This window comes from Nitrobacter sp. TKz-YC01, assembly GCF_047824785.1.
Classification (GTDB): Bacteria; Pseudomonadota; Alphaproteobacteria; order Rhizobiales; family Xanthobacteraceae; genus Nitrobacter.
Window position 1 is genome coordinate 1,348,488 of record NZ_CP181167.1, and the last position, 17,723, is coordinate 1,366,210.

General features: G+C 62.1%; 16 protein-coding genes. 9 read left to right on the forward strand and 7 right to left on the reverse strand.

The window, feature by feature from the left end:
- Positions 1-121: 121 nt before the first annotated feature.
- Both pyk and ACMYR2_RS06400 read right to left on the reverse strand, forming a co-directional pair.
- Positions 122-1,558, reverse strand: coding sequence for a pyruvate kinase (pyk, locus tag ACMYR2_RS06395; protein WP_347263020.1), 1,437 nt, complete (start codon positions 1,556-1,558; stop codon positions 122-124).
- Positions 1,555-2,139 carry a DUF1036 domain-containing protein gene (locus tag ACMYR2_RS06400; RefSeq protein WP_347263021.1) on the reverse strand — a complete coding sequence of 195 codons (585 nt, stop codon included), beginning with the start codon at positions 2,137-2,139 and terminating at the stop codon, positions 1,555-1,557. The genes pyk and ACMYR2_RS06400 overlap by 4 nt, the downstream gene beginning before the upstream one ends.
- Before the next feature lie 182 nt (positions 2,140-2,321).
- On the opposite strand from ACMYR2_RS06400, the gene ACMYR2_RS06405 reads away from it, so the two are divergent.
- Complete coding sequence (locus ACMYR2_RS06405; RefSeq protein WP_347263022.1) at positions 2,322-2,624, forward strand: DUF1244 domain-containing protein; 303 nt, start codon at positions 2,322-2,324, stop codon at positions 2,622-2,624.
- On the opposite strand, the gene ACMYR2_RS06410 is transcribed toward ACMYR2_RS06405, so the two are convergent.
- On the reverse strand, positions 2,618-2,773 hold the full coding sequence (locus ACMYR2_RS06410; protein WP_347263023.1) for a hypothetical protein: 156 nt from the start codon (positions 2,771-2,773) through the stop codon (positions 2,618-2,620). The two genes, ACMYR2_RS06405 and ACMYR2_RS06410, sit on opposite strands and share 7 nt — an antisense overlap.
- A 39-nt stretch (positions 2,774-2,812) precedes the next feature.
- Here ACMYR2_RS06410 and ACMYR2_RS06415 point away from each other — a divergent pair, with 39 nt between their 5' ends.
- Entirely contained in the window at positions 2,813-3,082 is a 270-nt protein-coding gene (locus ACMYR2_RS06415; protein ID WP_347263024.1) for a DUF2312 domain-containing protein, read from the forward strand.
- A gap of 300 nt (positions 3,083-3,382) precedes the next feature.
- Here ACMYR2_RS06415 and ACMYR2_RS06420 read toward each other — a convergent pair whose 3' ends face one another.
- From ACMYR2_RS06420 to ACMYR2_RS06430, 3 genes are all read right to left on the reverse strand, one after another.
- Complete coding sequence (locus ACMYR2_RS06420) at positions 3,383-4,981, reverse strand: DUF882 domain-containing protein (RefSeq protein ID WP_347263025.1); 1,599 nt, start codon at positions 4,979-4,981, stop codon at positions 3,383-3,385.
- A 375-nt stretch (positions 4,982-5,356) separates the two neighbouring features.
- Positions 5,357-7,741 (reverse strand): L,D-transpeptidase family protein, encoded by a 2,385-nt coding sequence (locus ACMYR2_RS06425; RefSeq protein WP_347263026.1) that lies wholly within the window; start codon positions 7,739-7,741, stop codon positions 5,357-5,359.
- A 440-nt stretch (positions 7,742-8,181) separates the two neighbouring features.
- Positions 8,182-9,678 carry a sigma-54 dependent transcriptional regulator gene (locus ACMYR2_RS06430; RefSeq protein ID WP_347263027.1) on the reverse strand — a complete coding sequence of 499 codons (1,497 nt, stop codon included), beginning with the start codon at positions 9,676-9,678 and terminating at the stop codon, positions 8,182-8,184.
- Between the two features lie 181 nt (positions 9,679-9,859).
- Between ACMYR2_RS06430 and ACMYR2_RS06435 the strand changes: the two genes are divergently transcribed.
- The 6 genes from ACMYR2_RS06435 to ACMYR2_RS06460 all read left to right on the forward strand — a co-directional run bounded on the left by ACMYR2_RS06435 (position 9,860) and on the right by ACMYR2_RS06460 (position 16,011).
- On the forward strand, positions 9,860-11,737 hold the full coding sequence (locus ACMYR2_RS06435) for a M3 family oligoendopeptidase (protein WP_347263028.1): 1,878 nt from the start codon (positions 9,860-9,862) through the stop codon (positions 11,735-11,737).
- Between the two features lie 404 nt (positions 11,738-12,141).
- Positions 12,142-12,294 (forward strand): aa3-type cytochrome c oxidase subunit IV, encoded by a 153-nt coding sequence (locus tag ACMYR2_RS06440; RefSeq protein WP_347263029.1) that lies wholly within the window; start codon positions 12,142-12,144, stop codon positions 12,292-12,294.
- Between the two features lie 95 nt (positions 12,295-12,389).
- Positions 12,390-13,520 carry a Re/Si-specific NAD(P)(+) transhydrogenase subunit alpha gene (locus ACMYR2_RS06445; protein ID WP_347263030.1) on the forward strand — a complete coding sequence of 377 codons (1,131 nt, stop codon included), beginning with the start codon at positions 12,390-12,392 and terminating at the stop codon, positions 13,518-13,520.
- Between the two features lie 117 nt (positions 13,521-13,637).
- The gene (locus ACMYR2_RS06450; RefSeq protein WP_141384083.1) at positions 13,638-13,955 is read left to right on the forward strand and encodes a proton-translocating transhydrogenase family protein; all 318 of its coding nucleotides are present in this window, start codon (positions 13,638-13,640) and stop codon (positions 13,953-13,955) included.
- Between the two features lie 157 nt (positions 13,956-14,112).
- Positions 14,113-15,510 carry an NAD(P)(+) transhydrogenase (Re/Si-specific) subunit beta gene (locus ACMYR2_RS06455; protein WP_347263031.1) on the forward strand — a complete coding sequence of 466 codons (1,398 nt, stop codon included), beginning with the start codon at positions 14,113-14,115 and terminating at the stop codon, positions 15,508-15,510.
- 30 nt (positions 15,511-15,540) lie between these two features.
- Positions 15,541-16,011 (forward strand): DUF3606 domain-containing protein, encoded by a 471-nt coding sequence (locus ACMYR2_RS06460; RefSeq protein ID WP_347263032.1) that lies wholly within the window; start codon positions 15,541-15,543, stop codon positions 16,009-16,011.
- Positions 16,012-16,387: 376 nt separating this feature from the next.
- Here the strand turns inward: ACMYR2_RS06460 and rpsU are convergent, their stop codons facing one another.
- Complete coding sequence (rpsU, locus tag ACMYR2_RS06465) at positions 16,388-16,669, reverse strand: 30S ribosomal protein S21 (RefSeq protein WP_347263033.1); 282 nt, start codon at positions 16,667-16,669, stop codon at positions 16,388-16,390.
- A 262-nt stretch (positions 16,670-16,931) separates the two neighbouring features.
- Between rpsU and aqpZ the strand changes: the two genes are divergently transcribed.
- Positions 16,932-17,648 (forward strand): aquaporin Z, encoded by a 717-nt coding sequence (gene aqpZ / locus ACMYR2_RS06470; protein WP_347263034.1) that lies wholly within the window; start codon positions 16,932-16,934, stop codon positions 17,646-17,648.
- Positions 17,649-17,723: the final 75 nt, after the last annotated feature.

Genomic DNA, 17,723 nt, shown 5'->3' on the forward strand with positions numbered 1-17,723 from the left:
GGATGGACGAGTTTGAAGCGCGCCGTCTCGACTCCGATCGATCCATATCAGGCAGATCGCCGGGGGTGGATGACCTGTTCGCGTGAAGAAAACGCGTCAGAACAACGATCCGGAACCTTGCTTAAACTCCGGTTTCGCCGTTCGGGCCGACGAAGGCGATGCGGACCATGTTCGTCGCGCCCGGCGTACCCAGCGGTACGCCGGCCACGATGATGATGCGCTCGCCTGCCTTGGCGAATCCGTCGCGGAAAGCGATGGAGCCGGCCCGGTCGACCATATCGTCCTGGTCGTGAGCGTCTTCCGCCACCACGCAATGCACGCCCCACGCCACGGCCAGCTTGCGTCCCGTCGCAAGGTTGGGGGTGATGGCGACGACCGGCGGCTTCGGGCGCTCGCGGGCCATGCGCAGCGCTGTCGAGCCTGAACTGGTCCAGCATATGATCGCGGAGAGATCGAGCGTCTCTGCGATCTGCCGGGCGGCGTCGGCGATGGCGTCGCCCACGGTGGGCTCCGGCTCGGCACGCTGCGCGTTGAGCACGCCGCGATAGATCGGGTCGCGCTCAACCTCTTCGCCGATCCGGTTCATGGTCGAGATGGCTTCGACGGGATATTTTCCGGCCGCAGATTCGGCGGAAAGCATGATGGCGTCCGCGCCTTCGTAAACCGCGGTGGCGACGTCGGAGACTTCGGCGCGGGTGGGCACCGGCGACAGGATCATGGATTCCAGCATTTGGGTCGCGATAACCACGGGCTTGCCGGCGCGGCGCGCCATGCGCGTCATCTGCTTTTGCAGGCTGGGAACCTGTTCGAGCGGCAATTCGACGCCGAGGTCGCCGCGCGCGACCATCAGGGCATCGGCCATTTCGATGATTTCGGGCAGCCGGTCGATGGCTTGCGGCTTCTCGATCTTGGCCATCACCGATGCGCGGCCGCGGATCACCTTCTTGGCTTCGGCGACATCGTCCGCTCGCTGCACGAAGGACAATGCGATCCAGTCCACGCCGGCTTCCAGCGCGGCGTCGAGATCAGAGCGGTCCTTGGGGGTCATCGCCGACACCGGCAAATCGGTATCGGGCAGGCTCACTCCCTTGCGGTCGGACATCCTGCCGCCGACGACGACGCGCGTCACCGTGCGCTCGGGCGAGGTCTCCTCGGCGATCAGGCGCACCTTGCCGTCGTCGAGCAGCAGGGTGTGACCGGGGCGCAGCGCCGCCAGGATTTCGGGGTGCGGCAGGTGAACCCGGGTTTTGTCGCCGGGGCTGTTGTCGGAATCCAGAACGAAGGTCTCGCCGTTGCTCAACTGGATCGGGCCGTCGGCGAATGAGCCGAGACGGAGCTTGGGTCCCTGAAGGTCGACCAGGATGCCGATCGGACGGCCGTAGCTGCCTTCGACACTACGGATCGTCGCCACCAGTTCGCGCATCTTGTCATGCGAGGTGTGGCTCATGTTGATGCGGAAAACGTCCGCTCCAGCCTCGAACAGGCGGCGCACCATCGTGCTGTCGGATGAAGCGGGCCCGAGGGTGGCGAGTATCTTGATACGGCGCAGACGTCTCATGGCTTGCGCCCGGGCAGCGCGCCTGGCGTCAGACCAGACCCCGGAGGCGTTCCGCCCGTGGAATCGGACCCGCCAGGAATTCCATCCTGTGCGGGCATCCCGGGCACGCGCTGCGGTCCATGTTCGCCGGACTCCGTCAGTTGCACGGTCCACGCGCGCTGGTCGCCGGTATCGATCTCGAAGAAACCGGTGCGGTCGAAGCCCCGCGCCAGACAATTCTCGGTGCCTTTGATTGTGAATTCTTTATCGCGTGAGCACATGAAAGCCTGTCCCGACCATTCGCCGCCATGGTCGTAATCTAGAGCATAAATATAATAGTAACGTGCGATGAGCGTGCCTCGCAGCAGGGTCTCGCAGGCATGCGATGAGATATTCCACCAGCCCTCGGTGGTCCAGCCGTCCGCGCTCTTGTAGCCAAGGGCGATGCCGACGCGGCTGGACGTATTGTTGCAGAGCCGGAAGTCCGCTGCAGCGGACGCCGACCATAGACAAACGACAATGAGGCCGAGGGCAGGCAACAAGCCCGCGATGTTCGCGCGGCGCGAGAAAGCGAGAAAGAGGAGGTGGTTTGATTTGGTCATTTAGCCGGGCAAATCGTTTCGCGTGATTTCGCGTGACCCGCCGCGCCTGTCAACGGCTGGAGCCGGCTTTTCACGTCAAGGTGCTCATTTTCCGGCCTGTGAACTGCTATTTGCCCTGCGATATGGTAAAATCCGTGACACGCCCCAACTCAACCTCACACAGGCGATGACGAGATCAGTCCATGACCATTGATGACAGAACAAGAACCGAACTGGAAGCTGCGGTATTCCGTCGGCTGGTCAAGCATCTGCAATCCCGTACCGACGTCCAGAATATCGAGCTTATGAATCTGGCCGGTTTCTGCCGCAACTGCCTGTCGAACTGGCTCAAGGAGGCCGCGGACGAACAGGGCGCCGGCATGACCAAGGACGAAAGCCGCGAGGCGGTGTACGGCATGGCTTACGAGGCCTGGAAGGCGAAACATCAGAACGAGGCGACGCCGGAGCAGCTCGCGGCGATGAAGAAGAACGCGGGCGGTCACTGATCTCGCGCCGCGGTCTGTGGGTCGCTGTGGATGAGCGTGATGCCGCCTTGACGCCGCGTGCGTCGCTCGGGAGTGTCGACCTTCAAAATGTGACAGGCGGCGAGCGCGTCCGGGCTCACATTCCCGACGTCATCTTTCATATCTGTCATCTTTCATATCCATCATCATTCATATTCAGGAGTAGCAGGATGGCCACCGCCGCCGCCGCCAAGGAAGAGCCCGTGACCAGTTTCGCGAAGGATCAGCTCAAGGCGATCATCGAGCGCATCGAGCGGCTGGAAGAAGAGAAAAAGACCATCTCGGATGACATTCGTGACGTCTACGCCGAGGCCAAGGGCAACGGTTACGACGTCAAGGCGCTGCGAACGATCGTGCGGATGCGCAAGCAGGACGCCAACGAGCGTCAGGAGCAGGAAACGATTCTGGAAACCTATATGCACGCGCTCGGAATGCTGTGAGGCGCGGCGCGGTTTTGCGTTCGTCAAAGCTCTGAATCGGACGTCTATAGCGTTTTCGAGCGAAGTGGATACCGGTTCGCGTGAAGAAAACGCGTCTAGAGCATGATCCGTTCAGTTGAATCGGATCATGCTCTAGAAATTATTGTCTGGTCGCATTTTCTTGCGGCGAACCGGTATCCACTTCGCCGGAAAATGCTCTAGAGCGGCGGCCGGTCAAACGGAATCAGCGCCGCCGCTCCAGTTAATTGATTGAGCATCGGATTTATCCCGAAACCGGTTCCCACTTTCGGGTCCGATGCTCTAGCGCAGCGAGGCTGCTTGCACCACGAGTGCGGTCGTCGTCAACCGGGCGACGGCCGATCCGGTAAATCGATCGCAGACCATGCCCATTTGCGGATCGCCGGTGAAAGCCATGGCGATCGTCCGGTCCGGCTTGGTGAAATAGGGCTGCATCAAGGTCATGTCCTGTTCGCCCATGACCGTCGCCAGCATTGTGCGGCTGGCGCTCGGGGAAAGGATCATCGCCCGCATCCAGGCGTTGCTGTCGCGTGAGGCCGCCGGCGCCAGACGGCGCGAGATCGACACCGTGGACTTCTGGCCCTGAGCGCTTTTGGCGACGACCGTGGTCACACCGTCCACCGCCATCGGGTTGCGCGAGGGGAGCGGCGCTGGCCGGATGGGCGGGATCGATGCGGTCGCCGCGAAGATTCGCGCGCGGCGGACGTCCTTCTCCGGCGCATAGGCTAGCGCCTGCAAGGGATCAGAAATGCTGCCTGTCGCCGTGTGCCGGTCGGCTGCCGAGGCGACCGCCCGCCGTGCGCTGACGGCCGCCGCGATCTGCTTCTGCGTGGTCTGGTTCGGGGCCGGCGGGATATCATCCCAGAACCCGCGGGAATTGATGATGTCGGCGGGGGTCTGAGGTTTGCCACCCTCCGCCTGTCTCGCGGAAACCGGCGTCGGGGTGGCGCGCACGTCGGCGGCGGCCAGCTTGAAAGTCCCCGGCTTCGCCCGCGGCAGCGGCACCGGATCTGCGGAGGCAGCAGCGGGCGCGGCGGAGGCGGATGTGGGAGCCTGATCCGGCCGGGCAGCCGGCGCGCCGTCAGACTCGTCATCCTCATCAGCCGACTTGCCGCGGAATAGCGCCAGCAGGAAGTTCGACGGCTTGCTGTTGGCCGTCCCCCCTTCACCCGCGTTGCGGCGGCGCTTCTCGATATCGGCCATGGCCACCTGGTATCCCGGCAGCGGGTTGCCGTCCGAGGGAATGTGCACGGTGCGGCCGTCCGGGAAGACGCGCGCCAGCTGATCGTGGGTCATGCGCGGCCAGTGCCGCACATGTCCGGTATCGAGATGAACGAATGGCGAGCCCGACTTGGGGTAGAAGCCGACGCCGCCGCGCTGGAGGCGAAGTCCGGCGAAGCGGATTTTCTCAAGCTGCACGCCGGGAATGTAGAAGTCCATCGCGTGGCCGAGCGTGTGCTGGCTGAATCGCGCGACGCCGCTGTTCTTGGATCGGCGGCGAAGCATGGCGTTGGTGGCCGGAGAGCGGTAGGCGGAGATGATGTTGATCGGCTGCCTGCCGTCGACATCGCGATAGACCTCCCAGAGGATGTCGAAGAGATGACGATCCATGGAGGTCTGCTCCTGGCTTCGCCAGTCGCGGAGAAAATGATTGAGCTGTTTCAGCGCGCTTTCGTCATAGCGGCCGTTGCGCTTGAAGGTGACGGTGAGGTTCTCGTTGGAATGGGTGTGATGAAAGGACAGGGTGCGCGTTTCGTTCAGCGCGGCGGCGTTATGTACCGATCCAGCTCCTGCAAGCAGAAGGAGCGACGACAGGCCGATGCGAGAACCGGTCCGTGAAATCGACCACGATTTCAAGCCGCGCGCAAAACCAGCAAGCACGTATGAGCCCACCCGAAAGACGATCAAGTCGGAAGGCCCTTCCACAATAGACCCCAGTGAAAGGGCATAAAGCCAAGTCGTAGGGCAGGAGGGTTAACGCCGATTTACCTTAACCTTCCCGCCTGAACGGTAATTAGCCCGCCGACTGTGGCAGAAAAGAGCCATGCCGTGGAGGGGGGTGGATAATGGTTAATGCAAAAAGGGCTTCGTTATGTGACGAAGACCTTGTTTTTATTAAAGTAATCGACTTTTCGACAGCTCGCCGAAAGGTGGGTTGGAGCATGGTCCCGAAAAGTGGAAACCGGTTCTCGGAAAAGATCATGCTCAAGCAAAAAGGTAAGCGATGAGTCTGACTCAACTGAGTTGAAACAGACTCTAGCGCCTGTATATCGGCCGGCGACGGTCGTCGTACTGTGGAGGTGGGGTCTGGACACCGAACAGCCGCTCGAAAAACGATGGGCCGCCGTTGTCGAAACCGCCGCCGAACCCGCGATTTTCATTGAAGGCCATCCCTTGCGGAATATTGCCCCTGGGGCGGGAATAGTTCGGCTGGGCATGCGCGACAACCGTTTCAAGATCGCGCCCGTTGGAGTTTCGGAGGAGAGAAAGCATCTTGGCATCGCGGCCGTAGACGTCCGCGCGAAGCTGCAATTTACCGGCCTGATCCACAAACGCGGTTTGATAGGTGATATGCACCGGAACCGGAGTCGGGAAATTGATGTTGAACTCGTTCCGGCCATACATGCTCCGGACTTTCTCAGGCGTATAGTGTTCCTGCGGAAGAACGATGTTGAGCAATGTGGCGGCGTACTGGTCCGGGTTCTGAACCCGCATGCAGCCGTGGCTGAAGGCGCGCTTCTCTTTTGCAAACAGGTGTTTGTCCGGCGTGTCGTGCTGGTACACCAGAAACTTGTTTGGAAAATTGAAGCGGATGCGGCCCAGCGCGTTGCGTTCGCCCGGCGGTTGCGAAATGTGGATGCCGCCGTTGCGGTCGCGCTCCAGCTTGAGGCCCATCCGCGACAGCACGGTCGGATCCTGTTGCAGGGCGGGAAGGTATTCCTTGTAGATGATCGAGGGCGGCACGTTCCAGGTCGGATTGATGGTGATGTACTTCATCGTTTCCGTCAGGAGGGGCGTCGCATGGAGTCCCGGCTTGCCCACGACGACGCGGGTGCTCCAGATCGGCGCGCCATGCTGCATCACCTTGAGCGAATAATCCGGAATGTTCAGGATGGCGTAGGCGTCGCCCAATGATGAAGCGCCAAGTTCGCGCGGCAGCCAGCGCCAGCGCTCCATGTTGGCAATGACGGTGTCGATGGTGTGATCCTTCTTCGGGCCGTTCAGGGCGCGCAGGGTGTTGTTGCCCAGGATGCCGTCGGGCTTGAGATGATGGCGAGCCTGGAATTCCCGCACCGCGGCGGCGACGTCGGCATCGAAACGGGTGTCGTCAGGATTTTGTGTCACGCCCAGTCTTGCGCGAATCTGGGGCACGCGCGGATCCTCGATCACGGCATTCTTGCGGAACACCAGACCTGGACCTTCCGCAATCTCGATGACGGGCCCTTCCGAATCCTTGCGCAATTCGGCGAGCTTCTGCTTCAGTTCCCGATAAAGTTTATGCGGTGGATTGTAGCTGTCGAGCGCCGCGGAAGAATCCTTGGCGGTGGTGACGTTCGTAAGAACCTGCTCGGGATCGACAGGGTGCTCGGGATACTGGGCATCAGCGCTGACCTGAGACCAGTGCATCCGGCCGCTCTGCGCCTGACGCGCATAGTCCATCATGCTCGCGGTCAGCTTCAGGTCGGCTTCCGCAAGCTGCTCCGGCGATGAGGCCGCTGCGAAATCCGGCACAGGGTAATCGGAGGGATTGAGGCCGTCGGCCGCGGCGTCCCTGAGGCGCGCGATCACGCCTTGAGCCTGCGTGTTCAGCGTTCCGCCTTCCGTCCAGAGAGGCGCGTAGCCTCGCGCGGTATAGAATTTTTCAACCGCCGCCCGCCCAGCCTTCCGGGAAAAGAACTTCGTTGCATTGGCATCGAGCAGCCCATGCAGCTTTTCGGCCGTCGGCTGATCCGCCGGAGGGACGTTGATTACGGTCTTGACCGGTTCGCCGGGCTGTTCGGAGTTTGCCGCGGCGCCGGCCTCCGGGCGAGGCGTCACGTCGGGACGAATCGTTGCCGTCGCGTCCTTTGTCGCTTCCGTTGCCTTTGTTGCTTCTGTTGTCTTGCCTGTCTCCTGGCCTGTCCTGATGCCGTCCGGCGAAGCCGCCGTGACATCCTTCGACTTGGCGGCCGTGTCCGAAGTATCCGATTTGGCGTCAGTGGTTTTCGGCTCGGCGGGCTTCGTTTCGGCGGTTTCGGAATTTGAGCTTGGCTCGGGCCTGATGCCCGATGGCTCCGCATCGGAAGAGGCTGTTGCGTTCGACGGCGTCGTTGCGTTCGAAGGCGTATCGGAGTTCGATGCGGCCGCGCCGTCGGGCGGCGTGTCCACGGCCGTTGTATCCGCGGGCCTGGTATCGGATACGCTGGAATCGGTTGCGCTGCTGTCGGCCTTCTGGTCGTCCGGCTTTGATTCCGCGACGGCCGGCGCAGCGGGCTGCTTAACCTCCGCCTTGAAATCGGCTGCCGTGGGCGGCGGAACGTTGGCCGGCTCCGGCGCCGGAATTGCTGCGTCGATGGCGAGCTCCGAGGCGCTTTTCTTCACGGCATCGGCCTGGGCAAATGCGGCAGACGTCGAAACCGCCAGAAAGGTGGCTGCAAGCACCGTCAGGATCCGATCGAATCCTGTCCGGTTAGAGCGTTTTCGAGCGAAGTGGACACCGGTTCGCGTGAAGAAAACGCGACAAAATAAATTCATAGAGCCCGCTTCTGATTCTATCAGAAGCGGAAAGGCTCTAGTCGGGTCGTCTCGCATTCTCGCACCCCTCGGGTGAAACTGTCCCCACGGAACAATTCTGATGAATTCTGTCCTGCGCCCGCCGAGGCTTATTGATTCGGCCTCCACGCACGAATGCTATACGCGCGCCTGATTCGGGCAGCCAGCGCCGCAAGGGGCAACTCACGACAAACTGACCTCAAAAGACGCTGTTGGCAACGCGATGCGTTGTCCGGACGCGCGTTTTCCGTTGGTCTGTCACTGCACCGCAACGGTTCATTTCCGCGCTCGCACACTCGCGTGATGAGTTTCGAACGCAACAGGGCCTGCTACTGTTCCTCCTTCGCGGCGATGTCATCGAGCTTCCGGTAGAGCGTGGATCGTCCGATTTTCAATCGACGCGCGACTTCGGACATTTGTCCGCGATAATGCGAAACGGCAAAGCGAATGATGTCGGCTTCCAGCTCATCGAGCGGGCGGACTTCGCCGTCCTGCGCGAACAATGGCAGGCTGCCCGCATCTGCCGCGGGCGCGAGGGGTATTTCATTACCGGGAACGGCCTCCGATGCTGCCTGCTGCGCGATCGGCTCCATGACCAGCGGCTCGCTTGCCTGGGCGTGCGTCTCCGGGTGCGCGTTCGCGGCGGGCTGCAAAGCCATCGACGGGAAATCCGGGAGGCCGAGTTGCGTACCCTCGCTCATGACGACAGCGCGGTAGACGGCGTTTTCGAGCTGCCGGATGTTGCCGGGCCAGTCGAGTTGCGACAGGGCGCCCATCGCCTCGCCGCTGATGCCCTTGATCAACCGGTTTTCCTCCGCGCAGAAGCGCGCCAGAAAGTGCCGGAGCAGATTCGGAATGTCCTCGCGGCGCTTTCGAAGCGGCGGAATGGTCAGCGGCAGCACATGCAGGCGATAGAACAGGTCTTCCCTGAATAGTCCGGTCTTGACGCGATCGAGCAGGCGTCGATTGGTGGCCGAGATGATGCGGACGTCCACCTTGACCGGCTTGTGACCGCCGACCGCCTCGACCGCGCCTTCCTGGAGCGCGCGCAACAGCTTGACTTGTGCGGCGAGCGGCAACTCGCTCACTTCATCCAGAAACAGCGTGCCGCCGGAGGCGTCCACGAACTTGCCGGTGTGGCGCTCGGTCGCGCCGGTGAACGACCCCTTCTCGTGACCGAACAGGATGGATTCGACCAGGCTGTCGGGGATCGCGCCGCAATTGACGGTTACAAACGGCTTGGTGCTGCGATCGCCGGTGCCGTGAATGGCGCGCGCGAACAGCTCCTTGCCGACACCGGACTCGCCTTCGATCAGCACCGGGATCGACGATCCCGCCGCCTTTTTCGCGGCCTTCATCACGTCGGCCATGGCCTCGCTGCGGGTGATGATGTCGCCGAAGGTGAGGCGGCCTTCGCGGCTGTGGCGGACGCGCCGCAGTTCGTTCTTGAGCGCGCTGGCGTTGAGCGCGTTGCGCAGGCTGACCTGGAGACGCTCGATGCCGACCGGCTTGATCACGAAGTCATGTGCGCCGGCGCGCATCGCCGAAACCACATTGTCGATGCCCCCATGCGCGGTCTGGACAATGACGGGGATGTTGAGACCGGCGTTTCGGATTTCCGCCAGCACGCCCATGCCGTCGAGGCCGGGCATCACCAGGTCGAGGACAACGGCATCGATCACCGGACCGTCGCTTGCGGTCATCGCGGCGACGGCGGCGTCGCCGCTTTCGATCACCACCGTTTCATAACCGCACCGCCGCACCATGTTCTCGACGAGACGACGCTGCACCGCGTCATCGTCGGCGATCAAAATGGTGGCGGTCATGGCGTTCCTCGCACGCTACAACTATCTGTATCGAATCGGGGCACTTTGGCCGATGGGGATTAATGCGCTCTTAAGGTTTGCCGTTGCGCCGCCTTTGTCGTTACTGCGCTCCTGTTGATCGGTATTCATCTTGACCAGTGTTCATAGAGCTTGGTGTTCATAGAGAAAGTCTGGATCGATAATGGCTGCGCGTTCGTCCTCCGCCTCACGCAAATCCGCTACCGCTCGCAAACCCGCCTCCCGCCGCAAGCCGGCCAGGAAAGCGTCCGCCGCGAAATCGGGCGTAGGGAGGCTGCCGGAATGGAATCTCGCGGATCTCTATGCCGGGATCGACGCGCCCGAGATCGCGCGCGATCTCGACAGGATCGACGCTGAATGCAGGGCGTTCGAATCGGGTTACAAAGGCAGGCTCGCGACCGAAACGCCGGGCCCGGAGGGTGGAGCCTGGCTCGCGGGGGCCGTACGGCGCTATGAGGCGATCGATGATCTGGCGGGCCGGCTCGCTTCTTTTGCGGGCTTGATTCATGCCGGTGACAGCGTCGATCCCGCGATCTCGAAATTCTACGGCGACGTTTCGGAGCGTCTGACGGCGGCGTCGCTGCATCTGCTGTTTTTCCCGCTGGAGCTCAACCGCATCGACGACGACGTGATCGAGCGCGCCATGCAGACCCCGGAGCTCGGGCATTATCGCCCCTGGATCGAAGACAGCCGCAAGGACAAGCCGTACCAGCTTGATGATCGCCTCGAGCAGCTATTCCACGAGAAGTCGCAGACCGGCTACTCGGCATGGAACAGGTTGTTCGACCAGACCATTGCAGGGCTGCGCTTCAAGGTCGGAGCAAAAGAACTCGCGGTCGAACCGGCGCTGAACCTGTTGCAGGATCGCTCGCCGGAGAAGCGCAAGGCGGCGGGGCAGGCGCTGGCGAAGACGTTCAAGGCCAATGAGCGAACCTTCGCGCTCATCACCAATACGCTCGCCAAGGACAAGGACATTTCCGACCGCTGGCGCGGTTTTCAGGACGTGGCGGACTCACGCCATCTCAACAACCGCGTCGAGCGCGAGGTGGTGGACGCGCTGGTGGCTTCGGTGCGCGCGGCCTATCCGCGGCTGTCGCATCGTTACTATGCGCTGAAGGCGCGCTGGTTCAAAAAGAAGAAGCTCGCGCACTGGGACCGCAACGCGCCGCTGCCGTTCGCCGCCACCGGCGTCATTCCCTGGACAGACGCGCGCAAGATGGTTCTGAATGCCTACGGCGAATTCTCACCCGAAATGGCCGGCATCGCCGAGCGATTCTTTACCGACCGGTGGATCGATGCGCCGGTGCGCCCCGGCAAGGCGCCCGGAGCGTTCTCGCATCCGACCACGCCATCCGCGCATCCCTACGTGCTGATGAACTACCAGGGCAAGCCGCGCGACGTGATGACGCTCGCGCATGAGTTGGGGCATGGCGTGCATCAGGTGCTTGCTGCGAAGAACGGCGCGCTGATGGCGCCGACGCCGCTGACGCTCGCGGAAACCGCCTCGGTGTTCGGCGAGATGCTGACCTTCAAGCGGCTGCTGGCGCAAACGAAGAGCGCGAAGCAGCGGCAGGCGCTTCTGGCCGGCAAGGTCGAGGACATGATCAACACCGTGGTGCGCCAGATCGCCTTCTACACGTTCGAGCGCGCTGTTCATGCCGAGCGCAAGAACGGCGAGCTCACCGCGGAGCGCATCGGCCAGCTCTGGCTCAGCGTGCAAGGCGAGAGCCTCGGACCCGCCATCGAGATCAAGCCGGGATACGAGACCTTCTGGATGTACATTCCTCACTTCATCCATTCGCCGTTCTATGTCTATGCCTACGCGTTCGGCGATTGTCTCGTGAATTCGCTCTATGCGGTTTATGAACACGCGTCCGAGGGTTTCGCGGAGCGTTACCTCGCGATGCTCGCCGCCGGCGGCACCAAGCACTATTCCGAACTGTTGAAGCCATTCGGGCTCGACGCCAGAGATCCGAAATTCTGGGATGGCGGGCTGTCGGTCATTGCCGGGATGATCGATGAACTGGAAGGGACGGGATAGAAGCGGCCCATCATCGCCGCGCGGCGTGGCAAATTGGCGCAGCCGCTATCGAGAACCTGAAGAAGAACCCGAATTTCAACCAGGGCGTGAATCTTTAACAAGCGCCCGACAGTTTGTTCAGTGCGGACGTGGCCTGCCGGGCGGCTGGGGGTAAGGCAACCGGAATGAGGGCTCGATTCCGGCCGGGACAGGACGCTGAGCCCCTTTCCGGTCGAACATCACGCCAAAGCAGCAGGCCGTAAGCCTGGAGAACTCAGCCTGAGCCGGGCTGAAATGGGCGGGATTTGCATATTTTATACATAGAGGGGCGGTGACCTCACCAAGGTGGCCGCCACACCGTTGCTCTGTCCGCGCGATTGCGCTAATTCCTCAAGGGCAAGATCAACCCTGGCTGGAGACTCGACGTGTCAGATCATAGCGAAATCGTTTACTCGACGGCGGACGGCATGGATTACCCGGCGCACGAGAATACGTACAATGCCTTCATCAAGTTCGGGACGATCGGTACGGTGGCTGTGATCATCGTTGTCTCGCTGATGGCGGTTTTCCTCACCTGATTGTCAGTTCGTCGTTCCGGCCGTCCTGGATTTCCGCTCGCTAGCAATGTGGGTGGTGCTTTAGTCATGCGTGGCCGTCGGCTGCGGGAGGCATCATGAAGATTGCCATAGCGAAAGAAATCGATGAGTCGGAACCGCGGGTCGCCGCGTCACCCGATACAGTGAAGAAGTTCAAGGCGCTCGGCGCGGATGTCGCAATCGAGCCGGGCGCCGGAACCAGATCGGGCGTGCCCGATTCGGACTTCACCGCCGCCGGAGCGCTGGTAAGCCCTGATGCCGTGAAAGACGCCGATATCATCATCAAGGTGAGGCGTCCCGAGGCATCCGAACTGGCGCGCTACAAGCGTGGCGCGCTGGTGATCGCGATCATGGATCCTTACGGCAACGAGGCGGCGCTGAAGACGATTGCGGATGCCGGCGTATCGGCCTTCGCCATGGAGTTGATGCCGCGGATTACGCGCGCGCAGGTGATGGACGTGCTGTCCAGCCAGGCGAACCTGGCCGGCTACCGGGCCGTCATCGAGGCGGCCGAGGCGTTCGGCCGCGCCTTTCCAATGATGATGACGGCCGCAGGCACCGTGCCCGCTGCGAAGGTGTTCGTCATGGGGGTTGGCGTCGCCGGCCTTCAGGCGATCGCCACTGCGCGTCGTCTCGGCGCCGCTGTCACCGCAACCGACGTACGTCCTGCCACCAAGGAGCAGGTGGAAAGCCTCGGCGCCAAGTTCCTCGCCGTCGAGGACGAGGAGTTCAAGAACGCGCAGACCGCCGGCGGCTACGCCAAGGAAATGTCGAAAGAGTATCAGGCCAAGCAGGCGGCGCTCACCGCTGAACACATCAAGAAGCAGGACATCATCATCACCACGGCGCTGATTCCCGGGCGGCCGGCGCCGAGGCTGGTGACGGCGGAGATGGTGCGTTCGATGAAGCCGGGCTCGGTGCTGGTCGATCTCGCGGTCGAGCGCGGCGGTAACATCGAGGGCGTCCAGGCGGGGAAGGTCGTCGATCTCAACGGCGTGAAGATCATCGGCTTCACCAACGTCGCCGGCCGCGTCGCGGCCTCGGCGTCCAGCCTGTACGCCCGCAACCTGTTTTCCTTCATCGAAACGCTGGTCGACAAGACCACCAAGGCGCTGGCGGTGAACTGGGATGACGAACTGGTCAAGGCCACCGCGCTGACCCGGAACGGCGCGGTCATTCATCCGAACTTCCAGCCGAAAAGCGCATGATGATCATGAGCCCAGCCGGCCAGCGGATTATTCCGGACAGCGCGACGTGCGCGTTGATTTCCGGATCTGCCGCTCACGCCTTTCGCACGCCCGGAAACGACGAATAGGAATGCGTCCATGGAACATGTCGTGCAGGCCGTCGATCCCTTTGTTTTTCGGCTGTCGATTTTCGTTCTGGCCGTCTTCGTCGGCTATTTCGTGGTGTGGTCCGTGACACCAGCGCTGCATACTCCGCTGATGTCGGTCACCAATGCGATTTCGTCGGTGATCGTGGTCGGCGCGCTGCTCGCCGTCGGCGTCGGCATGATTACGGAAGGTTCGGGCTGGGCGCGGGCCTTCGGATTCGTCGCCCTGGTTTTCGCCTGTGTGAATATCTTCGGCGGTTTTCTCGTCACCCAGCGAATGCTGGCGATGTACAAGAAGAAGCAGAAGTAGATTTTTCCATGCAGGGTTACTTCCAGTGTCCCGGATGCGAGGCGGCGCGCCGTGCTGCATCGCCGCTCCGGGATCGCCATAGTTTGGGACGGTCCCGATTCCGCGCCGCATCGCTTCGCGCTGCGCCGCGTTCGGGACGAGACGCCGGGGCTCCGCCATGAATGCCGATCTTGCCGCGCTGCTTTACCTCGTCGCAGGTGTCTTGTTCATCCTGTCGCTGCGCGGGCTGTCGAGTCCGGCGTCGAGCCGCCGGGGTAATTTCCTCGGCATGGGCGGCATGGCGATCGCGGTCGCGACCACGCTCGCGGCGCATCCGCCCGCTGATGCCGTGGCGTGGGTTCTGGTGATCCTCGGCGTTGCGATCGGCGGCGGCATTGGCGCGGTGATCGCGCGCCGGGTGCCGATGACGTCGATGCCGGAACTGGTGGCGGCGTTTCACTCGCTGGTCGGCATGGCGGCGGTGCTGGTGGCTGCCGGCGCGTTCTATGCGCCCGAGGCCTTCGAGATCGGAACGCCCGGCAACATCCATGCGCAGAGTCTGGTCGAGATGTCGCTCGGCGTCGCCATCGGCGCGCTGACGTTCACAGGCTCGGTGATCGCATTCCTCAAACTGTCCGGCCGGATGAGCGGCGCGCCGATCATCCTTCCCGCGCGTCACATCATCAACATCGCGCTCGCTCTCGCCCTGGTCTTCTTCATGTACGGGCTGGTGGTGTCGGGCAGCGCGCTCGATTTCTGGCTGATCACCATTTTAGCGCTGGTGATCGGCGTACTGCTGATCATTCCGATCGGCGGCGCCGACATGCCGGTCGTGATCTCGATGCTGAACTCCTATTCCGGCTGGGCGGCGGCCGGCATCGGTTTCACGCTCGGCAACTCGGCGCTGATCATCACGGGTGCGCTGGTCGGCTCCTCCGGCGCGATCCTGTCCTACATCATGTGCCACGCCATGAACCGGTCGTTCATCTCGGTGATCCTCGGCGGCTTCGGCGGCGAGACGGCGGCGGCGGGCGGCGCGGGCGGCGAGCAGAAGCCGGCGAAACTCGGCTCGGCGGACGACGCCGCTTTCATCATGAAGAATGCCTCGAAGGTCATCATCGTGCCGGGCTACGGCATGGCGGTCGCGCAGGCGCAGCACGCGCTGCGCGAACTGGCGGACTCGCTGAAGAAGGAAGGCGTCGAGGTTAAATACGCGATCCATCCGGTCGCGGGCCGAATGCCCGGCCATATGAATGTGCTGCTGGCGGAAGCCAACGTGCCATACGACGAAGTTTTTGAGCTTGAGGATATCAACTCGGAGTTCGCTCAGGCCGACGTGGCATTCGTCATCGGCGCCAACGACGTCACCAACCCCGCGGCGGAGGACGACAAGTCCTCGCCGATTTATGGCATGCCGGTGTTGCAGGTCTGGAAGGCCGGCACGGTGATGTTCATCAAGCGTTCGCTGGCATCGGGTTATGCCGGCATCGATAATCCACTGTTCTATCGGGATAACACCATGATGCTGCTTGGCGACGCCAAGAAGATGACGGAGAATATCGTCAAGGGGATGTAACGCGACGGAAGTTCAACAGCGGAGGCCGATATGGCGGATGACAAGGCGAAGCGCGGCGGAAGCGACGGTCGCTTGATCGCGCTGCGTGAGGCTTACGAGGTTCGTTACTGGTCCAGGAAATTCAAGGTCACGCCGTCGAAACTAAAGGCCGCGGTCAAGGCTGTCGGTCGTGCCGCCAAGACAGTCGAAGGCTATCTCAAGCTGCAAAAGCGCGCGACCAACGACCGGGCGCTGATCGCGTTGACCCAGCCCTATGAGGTCAGATACTGGGCGAAGAAGTTCAAGGTGACGCCGGCAAGGCTTCGCACTGCGGTCGGGGAGGTTGGACGCTCCGCGAAGAAAGTCGGTGTTTTCCTCGCCGCCAGGAAGACGGTCAAAAAGAAATCCGCCGTCAAAAAGAAGACAACGACCAAAAAGAAGACAACGGCGAAGACGGTAAAAGCGAAGACGCCAAAGGCGAAGAAAACAAAAAAGAGCGCCGGTAAGCGCGCCAGGGCATGATCCCGGCCCGAAGTGACGCGTTTTCTTCACGCGAATCGGGGATGCCACTTCGCTCGAAAGCGCTATGGATAGCTTTCTCCGATGCCGCGGCCGGTGCGGATCTGACCACGCCATAGTGTTTTCGAGCGAGGTGTTTTCGATCGAAACTCGTCTTTTCGCGTGAAGCATGTCCTCGGGCTCGATCCGAGAATGGGCCGGATCGCGTGGAAGCGGCGTCAATCAAGATCGTGACGCCTCGCTCGCCCCTGACTCCATCGGAAGCGCGGAAAGCTGTAGTCGCGAGTGTCTATCAGGACGCCGCAGCTATAGCGCGGGCGTGAAGTCCGCGCTTAACTCACGTTGAGTGCAAGTGATTGTCGAGAGGGCGCGTGAGGGCTCAGCGCGGTCCACGCGGACCGGCGGCTGGACCGCCCCGGCCGGCTCCGGCGCCAAACACCGGCTTCGGTTTCATCGGCAGCAGGCCCTCGCGCTGCATCTTCTTGCGCGCAAGCTTGCGGGCGCGGCGCACGGCCTCGGCCTTTTCGCGCGCTTTCTTCTCGGAGGGCTTTTCGTAATGGCCGCGGAGCTTCATTTCGCGGAAAATTCCCTCACGCTGCATCTTCTTCTTCAGCGCCTTGAGGGCTTGATCGACATTATTATCGCGAACGAGAACCTGCACGCGGCATCCTCTTTTCAGTTAAACAGTGTGAGATTTGTCAGACAGCGAAGGGCCGACAAGCGAAGCCCTCAGCGTCAAGGCCGCCCATATATCAGTTAAAGGCGCGGATGTCCAATGTTGGACGATAGTTTGGTTCGCCGAAGACGCCGAAATTCGGGTGGAATTTCCCCAAAAATGCATGATTGGGGTTCAGCAACGCCTCACATAGGGGTTTTATAAGCCTGCTCGGGGTGGTTGATTCTTCAACAAAGGAAGACGTGTCATGGACGTCAGGAAATACGCGGCCGAACTGATTGGCACTTTTTGGCTGACTTTTATGGGATGCGGCAGCGCCGTCATCGCGGCGGCGTTTCCCGAGGTTGGCATCGGGCTGCTGGGCGTGGCTTTGACCTTCGGCCTGAGCGTTGTCACCATGGCCTATGCAATCGGGCATATTTCGGGGTGTCATCTCAATCCGGCGGTCACCCTCGGCCTGACCGCGGGCGGCCGGTTCCCGGCGTTGCAGGTGGTTCCTTACATCATCGCGCAGGTGATCGGGGCGATCGCCGCCGCCGCGCTGCTCTATGTGATCGCCAGCGGGGCGGCGGGCTTCGATGTCGCCAAGGGTTTCGCATCAAACGGCTTCGGTGAGCACTCGCCCGGTCACTACAACCTCACGGTGGGTTTCATCACCGAGGTGGTGATGACGGCCATGTTCCTGTTCGTCATCATGGGATCGACCCACGGCAAGGCTCCGGCTGGTTTCGCGCCGCTGGCGATCGGTCTCGCGCTGGTGATGATCCATCTTGTCAGCATTCCCGTCACCAACACGTCGGTGAATCCGGCGCGCAGCACCGGTCCGGCGCTTTTTGTCGGCGGCTGGGCTCTGGAGCAGCTCTGGCTGTTCTGGGTGGCGCCACTGATCGGCGGTGTTATCGGCGGCGTTGTCTATCGCGGACTCAGCAGTGAGCCGGAAGGCGTCGTCGCGGGGAAGAAGTAGCGTTACAAGCGTTACAGACGAGAAGATTGCCGGGCCCGGTCCGGCAATCCTTTCCCAATGAAGAATGTTTCTCAG